The organism is Streptomyces sp. NPDC102402, assembly GCF_044765765.1.
Taxonomy (GTDB): Bacteria; Actinomycetota; Actinomycetes; order Streptomycetales; family Streptomycetaceae; genus Streptomyces.
Map to the genome: position 1 here is coordinate 594,213 of NZ_JBIWKR010000005.1, position 13,417 is coordinate 607,629.

A 13,417-nucleotide genomic window follows, 5' to 3' on the forward strand; every position below is an offset into this window, starting at 1 on the left:
CGACAGGTATAGTCCACTTGCCGCCAAGTGAGCAAGATCGAATGCATGGTTGAGCGGCAGTCTTTCCCGAGTTGAGACCTCACGGTCACCTCGGCACCGCGCGCCTCCGCACGTGAACGGCACATTCCGCAATACGGTCGAATCACCGGCGTCGCCCCGTGCAACACCCTTGACACATCCCGTCACTTGGCTCCCTACTGGAACCCGCGCCCCACAATGACAACGTTGTCCAGAGCATGTCCCCGGGAGGAACGGCTCCGTATGCAGCCCCTACGTGGTCCTCAGCACGGCTCACGCCACAGAACCAGCCACTCCGCCGCGGTCCTCGCGGCCTCGCTCGTCATGGCCCTTGCGGCCCCCACCGCCGCCCTCGCCCAGCCCTCGGACGCGGCCCGGAAACCGTCCGGCGACACCTCGTTCAGCTCCTCCTTCGAAGCCGACCAGAAGCAGCCGGACTGGCGCAGCACGGTCGAGGAGGGCGCCGACGGGAAGAAGCGCGCCTCGGGCGTCGACGGCGGATTCGCCGACGGGATACCGGGCAACGTCACCGATCAGGTCACCGACCTCCGCGCCAGCAGCGAGAACACGGGCGGCGGCGAGGGCAAGGAGAACCTGATCGACGTGGAGCCCGGCTCCAAGTGGCTGGCCTTCGAGCCCACGGGCTGGGTCGAGTTCGACCTCCTCGAACCCACCAAGGTCGTCACCTACGCGCTGACCTCGGCCAACGACCACGACGAGCGGGACCCCAAGGACTGGACCCTGAAGGGCTCCGCCGACGGCAAGACCTGGACGGACCTGGACACCCGCACGGGCCAGACCTTCTCCGAGCGCCTCCAGACCAAGTCGTTCGACTTCACCACGGAGACCGCCTACCAGCACTTCCGGCTGGAGATCACGAAGAACAACGGTGCGTCCGACGCGATCCAGCTCGCCGACGTCCAGTTCTCGGACGGCGACACCTCCGCCCCCGCGCCCGACGACATGCGCACCCAGCCCGACCGGGGGCCCTCGGGGTCCCCGACCGCGAAGCAGGGCGCCGGGTTCACCGGGACGAAGGCGCTGCGGTACGCGGGTACGCACAAGGCCGACGGACACGCCTACTCGTACAACAAGGTCTTCGACGTCGACACGGCGGTCACCAAGGACACCCAGCTGTCCTACCTGGTCTACCCGCAGATGGGGAAGACGGACCTCGACTACCCCGCGACGCACGTGGCGGTGGACCTGGCCTTCACCGACGGCACCTATCTGAGCGAGCTGAAGGCCACCGACAGCCACGGGGGACTCCTCACCCCGCAGGGGCAGGCCGACGCCAAGCGGCTGTACGTGAACCAGTGGAACAAGGTCGCCTCGCGGATCGGCTCGGTCGCCGCCGGCAAGACCGTCGACCGGATCCTGGTGGCCTACGACTCCCCCAAGGGCCCGTCGAAGTTCCAGGGGTGGATCGACGACATCTCGATCGCCCCGAAGCCTCCCGAGAAGCGCAAGGCGCACCTCTCGGACTACGCGTCGACCGTCCGGGGCACCAACTCCAGCGGCGGCTTCTCGCGCGGCAACACCTTCCCCGCGACCGCCGTCCCGCACGGCTTCAACTTCTGGACGCCGGTCACCAACGCGGGCTCCACGAGCTGGCTGTACGACTACGCGCGCGGGAACAACGAGGACAACCTGCCCACCCTGCAGGCGTTCAGCGCGAGTCACGAGCCGAGCCCCTGGATGGGGGACCGCCAGACCTTCCAGATGATGCCGTCGGCGGCCTCCGGCACCCCGGACGCCTCCCGCACGGCCCGCGCGCTGCCCTTCCGCCACGAGAACGAGACGGCGACGCCGCACTACTACGGCGTGACCTTCGAGAACGGCCTCAAGGCCGAGATGACTCCGACCGACCACGCGGCACGGATGCGCTTCACCTACCCCGGTGACGACGCGAGCCTGGTCTTCGACAACGTCTCCAACGACGGCGGGCTCACCCTCGACGCGAAGACGGGTACCTTCACCGGTTACTCCGACGTGAAGAGCGGCGGCTCCACCGGCGCCACCCGGCTCTTCGTATACGGCTCCTTCGACGCGCCGGTCACCGACAGCGGCAAGCTCGAGGGCGGCGGCGGTGACGACGTGACCGGCTTCTTCCGCTTCGACGCGGGCAAGGACCGGACCGTCAACCTCCGTCTGGCCACCTCGCTGATCAGCGTCGACCAGGCGAAGAAGAACCTCGCCATGGAGCTTCCGGCGAAGACCTCCTTCGACAAGGTGGAGAGGACCGCGCAGAAGACCTGGGACAAGATCCTCGGCAAGGTCGAGGTCGAGGGCGCGAACGCCGACCAGCTGACCACGCTCTACTCCAGCCTGTACCGGCTCTACCTCTACCCGAACTCCGGCTTCGAGCAGGTCGACGGGAAGAGCACGTACGCGAGTCCCTTCTCGCCGCAGACCGGCACGGACACCCCGACCCACACCGGCGCGAAGATCGTCAAGGGTGAGGTCTACGTCAACAACGGCTTCTGGGACACCTACCGGACGACCTGGCCGGCGTACTCCTTCCTCACCCCCAAGCAGGCCGGCAAGATGGTCGACGGGTTCGTCCAGCAGTACAAGGACGGCGGCTGGATCTCCCGCTGGTCCTCCCCCGGTTACTCCGACCTCATGACCGGTACCAGCTCCGACGTGGCCTTCGCCGACGCGTACGTCAAGGGCGTCGACTTCGACGCCGAGGCGGCCTACGACGCGGCGGTCAAGAACGCCACGGTGACCCCGCCGTCCTCGGGCGTCGGCCGTAAGGGCATGGACACCTCGGTCTTCACCGGCTACGCGAACACCGAGACGCACGAGGGTCTCTCCTGGTCCCTGGAGGGCTACCTCAACGACTACGGCATCGCGCGGATGGGCCAGGCCCTCTACGAGAAGACGAAGAAGCAGCGCTACAAGGAGGAGTCCGAGTACTTCCTGAACCGCGCGCAGAACTACGTCAAGCTCTTCGACGACAAGGCCGGCTTCTTCCAGGGCAAGAAGCCGAACGGTGACTGGCGCCTTCCCTCCGGCGAGTACGACCCCCGCGTCTGGGGCTACGACTACACGGAGACCAACGGCTGGGGCTACGCCTTCACCGCCCCGCAGGACAGCCGGGGCCTGGCCAATCTCTACGGCGGGCGTGACGGTCTGGCGAAGAAGCTGGACACCTACTTCTCGACGCCGGAGACGGCGGGACCCGAGTTCACCGGTTCGTACGGCGGCGTCATCCACGAGATGACCGAGGCGCGCGACGTGCGGATGGGCCAGTACGGCCACAGCAACCAGGTCGCGCACCACGCCACGTACATGTACGACGCGGCCTCGCAGCCCTGGAAGACCCAGGAGAAGGTCCGCGAGGTCCTCGGCCGCCTGTACACGGGCAGCGAGATCGGCCAGGGCTACCACGGCGACGAGGACAACGGCGAGCAGTCGGCCTGGTTCCTCTTCTCCTCGCTCGGCTTCTACCCGCTGGTCATGGGCAGCGGTGAGTACGCGATCGGCTCACCGCTCTTCACGAAGACGACGGTGCACCTGGAGAACGGCCGCGACCTGGTGGTCAAGGCGCCGAAGAACAGTGCCACGAACATCTACGTCCAGGGCCTGAGGGTCAACGGCAAGAAGTGGACCTCCACGTCACTGCCGCACGACCTGCTCGCGAAGGGCGGGGTGCTGGAGTTCGACATGGGCTCCAAGCCCTCGGCGTGGGGCACCGGCAAGGACGCCGCCCCGGTCTCCATCACCCAGGACGACAAGGTGCCGGCACCCAAGGGCGACGTGCTCAAGGGCGACGGCGCGCTGTACGACAACACCTCCGCGACCTCGGCCCCGGTCGAGTCGGTGGAGCTGCCGGCGGCCGAGGGCACGAAGGCGGTCCAGTACACGCTGACCTCTGGCTCGGCGGCCAAGGCCCCCACGGGCTGGGTGCTGCAGGGATCGGCGGACGGAACCTCCTGGAAGGACCTCGACAAGCGGTCCGGCCAGACGTTCGCCTGGGACAAGCAGACCCGGGTGTTCTCGGTGCCGGCGCCCGCGGCGTACGCGAAGTACCGGCTGGTGAGCTCGGAGGCGGCGACGCTGGCGGAGATCGAGCTGATCTCCTGAACACCTGACCGGAGTTGAACGGCCGGGGGCGGCCACCCGCACGGACGGGTGGCCGCCCCCGGCGGCGTTCGGCGCACCGCGTCCCCCGCACGTCCGGACCACCGCATCCCCCGCACGTCCGGACCACCGCATCCCCCGCGCGTCCGGACCACCGGACGCGCGGCGGCGCCGACCGCGAGCCCCGTGCGGCCGCCCCGGTACTCGCACCCGCGACGGCGGGCGCCTCGGACAGAGCCGCACCGAGCCCGGAGGGCATCGCGCGCACGTGGCCGAGTGTCGGCACGGCCGCCGTCCCGCTCGACGGCTCACCCGGCCCGGCCTGCCGGCCGCCCTCCCCCGGCCACTCGCTGCCGCTATCGGCTAGTCAGGGTACTTTTGCGCGTTTTTGCGGTGTCCCGACAGACAGTCTTGATGATCCATGGCATCTCTTAGGCGATCAGGTGATCAGTACGACAATCATCTCGGCTTGAAGGAGCCCAGCATGCGCATTTCCGCTTCCCTCCGCTCCCGCAGCGTCCGTACGGGCACCAAGGTGGCTGCCGCGGTCGCCGTCGCGGGCGCCGCTCTGGTGGCCGGGGCCCCGGCCGCGCTCGCCCTCGGCGAGAGCGGCGACATCGACGTCCGTAACGTCAGCTGGCACTCGCGTGGTGACCGCAACGGCGTGGAGGTCTGCCAGTTCGTCCTCGTGGCGAACAACTTCGGGGAGCTCCCCCAGCTCGTCTGGACGATCACCGAGCGGCCTCCGGGGAACACGCTGACGAACACCCTCCCGCTCGTGGAGGGCAAGGCCCGCAGCCAGGAGTACCTGCTTCCGGAGGGCACGTACCAGCTGACCTGGACCGCCGGTCCCGTCCCGAAGCAGAAGAGCTTCGAGGTCGACTGCTCCCGCCCCGGCCAGAACGGCGGCCAGGGCGGCAACCGCGAGGAGGGCGGCCAGGGCGCGTCCGAGGCGGGCGCCCAGGAGAACGGCAGCGCCGAGAAGAGCTCGGAGAAGGGCACCGCCGAGATCTACGACAAGCCGTCCGGCGCCGTGCCCGCCGGCGGTGGCGGCGTCCCCGAGATGGAGGGCGTCAGCTCCGAGAGCGACTCGAACATCGGGACCTCGGCAGCCGTGGTCGCCGGTGCCGCCGGAATCGCAGGGCTGATCATGGTCCGCCGATCCGCTCGTCGCCGTGCCCGCAACGAGGCCTAGTACGCGCGGCCGACGGCGACGACGGGGCCCGAGCCGTGCATGCCGGCTCACGATGACCCTGTGCGTGACCTTCTCGCTGGTGACCGGCGTCGTGTGGGCGAGTTCGGACTCGTCCGAGGACGCCTCGTCGGTCACCGCCGCCCGCGGCAGCGACGCCGCGGGCGGCGGGGCGCCGCCGTTCCGCCGGGCACCGCACAAGCCTCAGGAGAAGGTGCCCGCCTCGCACGCCCCACTGGTGCACTCCCGGCCGGTGAAGGTCGCCGTCCCCGCCATCTTCATCGAGGCACCGGTCACCGGCCTCGGCCTCGACGCGAAGGGCCGGCTCGGCGCCCCACCGCTGAGCAGGCCCAAGCTGGTGGGGTGGTACCAGAAGGGCCCTTCCCCCGGGGAGGCGGGGACGTCCCTGCTCGTCGGCCACCGGGACACCGCGACGGGCCCGGCGATCTTCCTCAATCTCAACGTCCTGCGCCGGGGTGACACCGTGAAGGTCACCAGGGCCGACAGGCGGACCGCGGTCTTCACCGTCGACGAGGTCAAGACCTACACGAAGGACAAGTTCCCGGACGACAAGGTGTACGGGGCCACCGGCCGTCCGGAACTCAGGCTCCTCACCTGTGGTGGACGCTTCGACAAGAAGGACGGGTACTCCGCCAACGTCGTCGTCTTCGCCCACCTCACCTCGCTCACGAAGAAGGCGGCCTGATCCGGGCCGCACCGCACGGAACCGGCCGGTACCTCGGGGGCGAGGTACCGGCCGTCCGCGTCGGCCCCGCGGCGTCCGCCACACCACCGCCCGCCGTGCACGGCACACGGCACGAACGCCCACTCCACCCGCCCTGTACTCTCTCCGCACGTACGTTCGGGGAGGTCACATGGAGCAGGCAGGTCGAGGGCTGCGCATCGCGGCCTGGACCTCCGGGGCGGTCGGGGCGTTGCTACTGGTGGGGCCGGTAGCGCTGTTCGGGGCCGGCTACACGGCGGCGCAGGTGTCGGGCAGCTCGATGGAACCGACGTACTCCATCGGCGAGCGCGTCCTCTTCGAGCGGACCGACCCGGGCGAGATACGGCGCGGAGACGTGGTGCTGTACCGGGCGCCCGACCGGTACGAGGGCAAGGCCGCCCTCGGACGCGTGATCGGCACAGGAGGCGACCGAGTCGCCCAACGCCCCGGAGCACCCGTGACGGTGAACGGGGCACCGCTGACCGAGCCGTACGTCAAGGACGGCGATCCTTCGGGAACGCCGCTCGCGTACGACGTGGCGGTCCCCGAGGGGCGCCTCTTCCTGCTCGGCGACTTCCGGTCGGACGCCAGGGACTCCCGGTACTTCCTGGACGACCGGTCGGGCACGGTAGCCGGAACCTCCGTGCTGGGCCGGGCCACTTCGGGCCGCGGCGCCCTCGTCGGACTCGGACTCCCGATGCTGCTCGGTGCGGTTCTGGCCGTCACCGCTCTCGTGTCGGCGCTCGCCGCCCGGACCGCCCGGCGACGCGAACGGCCGTGGGTCGCTCTTACGCCACCCGCCTGAGCGGGCGCGCCCCGAAGGATGCCGTCCGCGGGCGGTCGCGGCCGGCACCTCGCCCGGGGGCGGCGGGGCACAGGCCGCTCGGTACGGCGAAGTCAGCCCACCCGGCAGCCGCGAACGACGCTGAGCGAGGTGCCGCCCGAGTCCTTGAAGTCGTCGATGCGCCACCTGTGCACAACGGGTCATGACACCGAATCCGCGATCCGGGCCGCTCCCGGTGGCCGTGTCCGATCTTGCTGCGGGAAGGGAACGTTCACGGAAAGCCATTTGGTCCCGCGGGAGCGACAGTCCGCCCAGGCTGTGTTGTTCCGCGTTCTCGTCGAGCCCCCGGTGCGCGCATCTACTCGTCTTTCACAGTGAGGCCGAGGGCCTGTGCCAGTGCTGGTGCCATGTCCAGGAGTTGACAGGTGCTGATCGTTGCCCCCCTCAAGGCTTCGAGCCCGGAGGCGATACTCAGCCCGGCAGCCTCTCGCAGGTCGACCTTCGTCATCTTGGCGTTGTCGAAGTGCACTCGGTCCAGTGTCGAGCCGGGGAAGGTGACGTTGGCGAGCACGGCTCCGCCGAAGTCGACGTCGCGCAGGAGGCAGTCCACGAACGCGACATTCCTCAGCTTGGCCAGGCGGGCGTTCACCGAGTCGAACTTGCAGTTGTAGAAGGTGACGCGGTTCATGTGGGAGCCGGAGAGTTCCGTGCCGGCCAGGACCACCTCGTTACACTCGGTGTCCATCCAGGTGGTCTCTGCGAGGTCGGTCCCCACCATGCGCACGGTATTCAACCAGATGTCGTCGAACTGGGAGCGCCGGTAGCGGCCACGCGTCAGAGTCACCGCGGAGAACGCGGACTCGGTGAATCCAGAGCCGCCGCCGTCCACGTCCTCGAAATCGCAGCCGTCGAAGTGGAGCCACTCATAGGTGCCCTCTCTTTCCATTCCCCCGGTGAACGGCCTAAGGCGGTGCACGTACGGAAGTTTGGCGAGTGCGCGGGGAGATCGGGCTCGCATCAGGTTCTCCGGGAGGTAGGGGCCTGTCAACGGCCCGGGGCAGGGGGACTCGCCCAGGCGTCATCAGCATGGTCGAGGGCAAGGAGGGAGCTCCCTGTCTATCGCGGCTCGCAGGACTTTGCCCAATCTCCGAGATCCGGAAATCTGCTGCCTGAATAGCTGGCGGCGCACGGAAGACGGGCGGACATAAGGGAAATATGCCGCAGAGTAGATTCGGGCTGAGGGCCTGAACCTGATATCAGGGATCACCGCGCGTGCCCACGGACCCCTAGCGATTGCCAACTGCGTCTTTACAGGCGGCCGTTCGGGCCACTCGCGCCGGAGTTGGTGCGCGTCACCCTTACGTGCGGCGACTTCCCTGAAATTCATTCTGCGCTCGGCTTGCTCATCGCCTGATCTCGCGAATTGACTGACGTCCGTTCTGGACGAACCTCGCGCTGGACTCGCTCCTGGGCCGAAGCCCTGCGGAGGCGCTGTCATGTCCTGGCTGTCGTTGATTCCAGGCACTGAGGGCCCCGAGCTACGCCGGCGCCCGGCGTCAGACAGGCGACTCTGAGCACCGGAGCGGCCAACTGAGCCACTCAACGGCCGACTGGGGGGTTCTGACCGCGCTTCCGTGAGGGCTACGCCAGACAAGCGGCCCGCGCCCAGACTGGCTCTCTCGCTACCCCTCGTCTTCGTCCGTGGCCGTGTCCCAGGCCGGGAGCGATGTTCCGGACGCAGTCGTGATCCGAAGAACCTCGCACCCCATTCGGTGTACAGCGGCGAAGAGGCGCTGCTGGGCCTGACCGCTGTCTTCGGGTGGGAAGTCGATCCGGATCTGGTGGGGGCGGGAGGCGTCATAGGTGAGCAACCAGTCGGTATCGACGGTCGCGAAGTGATCCTGTCCCGTTTCGCCGTGCGTGGAGTGCCACGAACCCCGGTCGGTGGTGGGAGCCAGTGCCTCGCGCAGGAACTCCAGGCGATCGGGGTGGGAGAAGGGGCCTTCGGACAGGCGCAGGCACCGGTGGGTGCGGGGGCGGAAGGCGTTGAACCATGGTGCCAGCCCCGGCTCCATGTCTGCGAGCAGTCCGGAGTCGGCGTGTCCGCAGGCCCAGCTCTCGATGAACTCGGCCGCGCCCACGGCGTGCGTCTCGTACCAGCCTTCACTGCTCCACACCACGACGGGCCATTTCTCGGGATCCCCCTCGGTGAGCCAGCACAGGCGGTCGGCATCCATCGTGGTGCCCCAGATCAGCATCGCGCCCGGAGCCGGGTGCAGCGGATACGGATAGCGCTCGCGGTCCTGTTCGGGCGAATCCGTGGGGTGGGGGATCTGCCACTCGATGCCGTTGTGCTTGCTCGTACCGAACGGCGTCCGAAGGTAGAGGAAGTCGCAGAACTCTCCCCAGCCGTAGGTTTCGACGAGTCGCTGGTAATCGTCGGGCAGCCGGGCACCGATTGCGGTCTCCACGAGGGCCCAATCCCCGTGGGCGTCCACCGGGGCGGCCGGCGGCGCCACCAGCTGAACCAGCCTGTCGCAGGTCGCGCTGGTCTCCGAATCAGCCATGGAGGCAGCGTAGGCATCACCCCGTCATGAGATCGACAGGATTTCAGGCTGGAGGGAAGCACTCCAGGTCAGCGGAGGTGGCCAAGCGGTGTGCACAGCTGGCCATCGGAAAGGGTCTGGCCGCTTCCACGACGGCTATGCCTGAGAGGACGGCTCTGAGGTTGGATGATCAGATGGAACGTATCGAGGCTGAGCTGTTCACGGACCCCGGGAACGACGCCGTCGTCCGCCTGCCCCCACGTAGATTTCCGGGCGTGTTGATCCAGGGCGATTCCCTTTCGGTCATCCGTGACGACGTCGCTGGGATCGTAAGGGCCTGCGACGAGGGCGACGTCGCTGAGGCTCGCGAAGAGGCGGCTTTCCTCCTCTCCGGTCTCGACGAGCTACTGGCTCGCTACGCGGCGGCTCTGAAGGCACACGACATTCCCATCCCCTTCTACCAGGCCCCCTGATCGCCCAGTTGCAACGCCTCACACCTGTCGGGATGCGCTGAACGGTCGAGGGATTGCAGGATCGTTCCGCCAGGGATCACTCGGTCATGGATCCGGATACTGTCGAGGACGGCAGCCTGCGTGCCGGATTCACCGGACACCGGCCGCTCCTACGGGGTCTGTTCTGGAGAGTCCGTCAACGCGCACAGCTCGCCTACGAACCGGCTCGGCGGCGAGGGCGCGAACTGGGCGTCGTTCCACCGGTGCCACAGTCCGCCCGGGGCGAGGAAGCGGGTGGCGTGTGCGGTTCCGGTCCCGCTGTCCATGTGGAGGAGCGCGCTGATGGCCCAGCGCTGGTCGTACTGGCGGTCGGGCTCCGGGAGATGGCGTTCCAGGTAGGCGACCAGGTGCAGGGCGTCCTCCTCCGTGCCGAAGCGTGCGAGGGCGAAGCAGTAGCCCTGACCGGAGAAGCACAGGCTGCTGGCGAGAAGCAGGTCGCCGAGCACATCGCGGAAGTACGTACGGCGATCGACGCCGATCAGCCAGGCAGCGGTGAGGCGGGAGCGCCACTCGCCCTTCAGCAGGATCTCGAGCTCCGCGTCGGTGATCTCCCTGGCGGCCGAACGCAGGGATCGGAGGAAGGACGTGCGCTCGCTCTCGTCTTCGAGGGCGAAGTTGCCATGGAGGAGGCGGAGGTAGCGCCCGGTCCCGTGGGGTGAGGCGTGGACGTAGCGGGCGATGACGTCGGACGGTTCGGAGCCTGGAGAACGAGGAGTGCGCACGAGGGCATTCTCGCGTGCCGTCGTGCCGTCGTGCCGGACGGTCGACCGATCCGGCTCCCGGGCGGGCGGATGCCCTGCCGCGTCGCACGACCCACACGTCCGGGTGGCGGGCCGACGGGCCACCGGCTCGGCTCGGCTCAGTGGCCGGCAGCCCGTCGGAGAGGCGGTGCGGGGACCCTCAGGCGATCGCGTTGAACAGCTTCTCCGGGAGAGCCATGTTGAGTGCGGTGACGACCGGCTTGCCGTGTTCCGTACCGAGGCGTGAGACCGCGCCCGTGTGGAGCTGGAACAGTTCGCCGCTCGCCGGTGTCAGCCGCAGGTAGCGCGCGGTGAGTACACGAAGGAAGTGCGAGTGTGCCACCAGGGCGATGTCGGCCTCGCCGAGACGGGACGCCGCCGCCCGGACCTCAGCCAGGATCCGGTCGGCCCGGTCGCCGACCTCCTGCGGGCTCTCCCCCGGGTGCTCAGCAGGACCGGGGGCGACACCGTCGGTCCAGAGGTTCCAGTCGGGGCGGGTGCGGCGGATCTCGACCGTGGTCACGCCCTCGTACGCCCCGTAGTCCCACTCCCGCAGGTCCGGGGTCTCGCGGGGCGCCGGCAGACCCGCCAGTTCGGCGGTGCGGCGGGCACGGAGATAGGGGCTCACCAGGGTGAGCCCGATCTCCCGCTCCGCGAGCAGCGGCACGAGGGCTCGGGCCTGCCGCTCCCCGAGTTCGGTCAGGGGCAGGTCGGTCCAGCTCGTGTGCTGGCCGGACCGGGACCACTCGGTCTCGCCGTGCCGGATCAGGATCAACTCGCCCATGGATGCTTCCGCCCTCGGTGCCGTGTTCGTACGTCTGTGCCGTTGGTGTCAACCTGACAGCCCACGATCGCATTCCGCCGGGCGGGTCCGGGAACGGCTCGCCCCGACAGGGCGGCGGATCGCCCCTGAGCGCGGAGTCGAGCAGGACGCCGACGGGCAGGACCAGGACCACCGGTCGCAGGTGATCGGCCGGCCCCGCCGTCCCGTCACACTCGTTCGCTCGCGTTCGTCATAGCGGTGGAGGTGCCCCCGGACCGGGGGCTCTCGCCGGCGAAGGCCAGGACCGTGCGGGCCCCAGGGGGTGCTCGTACACCGGGACCGGATACCGGCGGAGGTTCGCTGCCGTCGGATCGGCCGCGAACCGCTCCTCCACCGATACGCGGACCTGGGAGATCGTCATGAGTGACCTGAACACATCGGGCCGGCCGCTTCCGGGGGGCCGATCCCCCGGCGCCGTGCTGGCCTTCGTCTGCCTGGGCCAGTTCATGGTCTTCACCGACGTGTCGATCGTGAACCTGGCCCTCCCCTCCATCCAGGCCGGCCTCGGTATGAGCGACGTCAGCCTGAACTACATCGTCACGGCCTACGCGACGGTCCTGGGCGGCTTCCTCCTGCTCGGGGGGCGGCTCGCGGACTCCTTCGGCCGCCGCCGCCTGATCCAGATCGGTTTCACCGTCTTCGCTCTGGCCTCCCTGGTCTCGGGTCTCGCGGAGAACGGGCCGATGCTCGTCTCCGCACGGGCGGTCCAGGGCTTCGGGGCGGCGCTCATCACCCCGGCGGCCCTGGCCGTCCTCACCAACACCTTCCCCGAGGGGGCCGAGCGCAACAAGGCGCTCGGGGTGTGGGGTTCGCTCTCCGGAATCGCCTCGATCGGGGGCGTCATCCTCGGCGGTATCCTCGCGGACGGCCCGGGCTGGGAGTGGATCTTCTGGATCAACGTGCCGATCGGCCTGGGCGCGGCACTGCTGGCGCTGCGGATCCTGCCGGAGAGCCGTGCGGACGACCGGAGCCGGTTCGACACCGCCGGAGCGGCCACGCTCACCGCGGGTCTGCTGCTGCTGATCTTCACCCTCGGTGAGGCCACGCGGGTGGGCTGGGACTCCGCCCGCACCATCGGCTCGCTGGCCGGTGTCGCCGTGCTGCTGGCCGCCTTCGTCCTCATCGAGGCGAAGATCGCGTCGCCGATGATGCCGTTGCGCATCTTCCGGCTGCGCACCCTGCGGGTGGCCAACATCTCGGCGGTGCTGGTCTTCGGCACCTTCAGCGCGCTGTTCTTCTTCGCGAGCCTCTTCATGCAGGACGTCTTCGGATACTCCCCCTTGGAGGCAGGGTTCGCCTATGTGCCGCTGGCGGCCTGTGTCGCGGCGGGCGCGGGAGTCGCCTCCGTCCTGGTCACGAAGGCCGCCCCGCGCACGCTGGTGCTTGCGGGCCTGGGGCTCGCCGTGTCCGGCCTGCTGCTGCTGTCGCGGGCTCCCGCGGACGGTAGTTACGCGGTCGACCTGTTGGCGCCCTTCGTCCTTCTGGGCCTGGGCTGCGGCATCGTCTTCGTGACGCTGCAGATCGCCGCGTTCGCCGGTGTCCCGGACGAGGAGGCGGGTGTCGGAGCCGGTCTCATCAACACCAGTCAGGAGGCCGGAGGTGCCCTGGGCCTCGCCGTGATCGCCACGATCGCCTACAGCGGGCTGAGTTCCGAGATGGCCACGACGGCGGGCGACCCGGGCCGGATCGTGCGGGTCCACGAGGCGGCCAACCACGACGCGTTCATGTCCGGGGCCGTGCTGGGCACCGTAGCCCTGCTCGTCGTCGCGTTCCTGATGCCCCGGCCGGCAAGCGTGCCCCGGGTTTCCCGGGACGACGAGTCGTCCCGGGTTCCCGTTCCGGCCGGCTCCGACGCCGACCGCCGCGACCCGCTGCGGTGACACCGCGCGAGCCACCACGCGGCCGCAGACATCTCAGCCCCGTCGTCGCCGGTTCCGCGGCCACCGGCCGCGGGACGTCCGACACCACATCGCCCCGGTGCAGTCCGCC

10 protein-coding genes are annotated in these 13,417 nt (G+C 69.2%); 6 read left to right on the plus strand and 4 right to left on the minus strand.

Annotated elements, in window-relative coordinates:
• Positions 1-261 precede the first annotated feature (261 nt).
• The 4 genes from ACIRJR_RS19315 to lepB all read left to right on the plus strand — a co-directional run bounded on the left by ACIRJR_RS19315 (position 262) and on the right by lepB (position 6,828).
• Positions 262-4,110, plus strand: a complete 3,849-nt coding sequence (locus ACIRJR_RS19315) for a GH92 family glycosyl hydrolase (RefSeq protein ID WP_403781850.1) — start codon at positions 262-264, stop codon at positions 4,108-4,110.
• Positions 4,111-4,591: 481 nt separating this feature from the next.
• Positions 4,592-5,302, plus strand: a complete 711-nt coding sequence (locus tag ACIRJR_RS19320; RefSeq protein WP_403781853.1) for a hypothetical protein — start codon at positions 4,592-4,594, stop codon at positions 5,300-5,302.
• Positions 5,303-5,354: 52 nt separating this feature from the next.
• Positions 5,355-6,005: a class F sortase gene (locus ACIRJR_RS19325; protein WP_403781856.1), complete on the plus strand. Its 651-nt coding sequence runs from the start codon at positions 5,355-5,357 to the stop codon at positions 6,003-6,005.
• Between the two features lie 169 nt (positions 6,006-6,174).
• Positions 6,175-6,828, plus strand: coding sequence for a signal peptidase I (gene lepB, locus ACIRJR_RS19330; protein ID WP_403781858.1), 654 nt, complete (start codon positions 6,175-6,177; stop codon positions 6,826-6,828).
• Between the two features lie 337 nt (positions 6,829-7,165).
• Here lepB and ACIRJR_RS19335 read toward each other — a convergent pair whose 3' ends face one another.
• Together ACIRJR_RS19335 and ACIRJR_RS19340 are read right to left on the minus strand one after the other, a co-directional pair.
• The gene (locus ACIRJR_RS19335) at positions 7,166-7,753 is read right to left on the minus strand and encodes a pentapeptide repeat-containing protein (RefSeq protein WP_403781861.1); all 588 of its coding nucleotides are present in this window, start codon (positions 7,751-7,753) and stop codon (positions 7,166-7,168) included.
• 736 nt (positions 7,754-8,489) lie between these two features.
• Positions 8,490-9,374, minus strand: a complete 885-nt coding sequence (locus ACIRJR_RS19340; RefSeq protein ID WP_403781864.1) for an SMI1/KNR4 family protein — start codon at positions 9,372-9,374, stop codon at positions 8,490-8,492.
• Positions 9,375-9,547: 173 nt separating this feature from the next.
• Between ACIRJR_RS19340 and ACIRJR_RS19345 the strand changes: the two genes are divergently transcribed.
• A complete protein-coding gene (locus ACIRJR_RS19345) occupies positions 9,548-9,826 on the plus strand; it encodes a DUF6959 family protein (RefSeq protein ID WP_403781867.1) in 279 nt (92 codons plus the stop codon).
• A 149-nt stretch (positions 9,827-9,975) separates the two neighbouring features.
• On the opposite strand, the gene ACIRJR_RS19350 is transcribed toward ACIRJR_RS19345, so the two are convergent.
• Both ACIRJR_RS19350 and ACIRJR_RS19355 read right to left on the minus strand, forming a co-directional pair.
• Positions 9,976-10,587: a DUF6000 family protein gene (locus ACIRJR_RS19350; protein ID WP_403781870.1), complete on the minus strand. Its 612-nt coding sequence runs from the start codon at positions 10,585-10,587 to the stop codon at positions 9,976-9,978.
• A 178-nt stretch (positions 10,588-10,765) separates the two neighbouring features.
• Complete coding sequence (locus tag ACIRJR_RS19355) at positions 10,766-11,389, minus strand: histidine phosphatase family protein (protein WP_403781873.1); 624 nt, start codon at positions 11,387-11,389, stop codon at positions 10,766-10,768.
• Positions 11,390-11,787: 398 nt separating this feature from the next.
• Between ACIRJR_RS19355 and ACIRJR_RS19360 the strand changes: the two genes are divergently transcribed.
• Positions 11,788-13,308 (plus strand): MFS transporter, encoded by a 1,521-nt coding sequence (locus ACIRJR_RS19360; RefSeq protein ID WP_403781876.1) that lies wholly within the window; start codon positions 11,788-11,790, stop codon positions 13,306-13,308.
• The last annotated feature ends 109 nt before the right edge of the window (positions 13,309-13,417 follow it).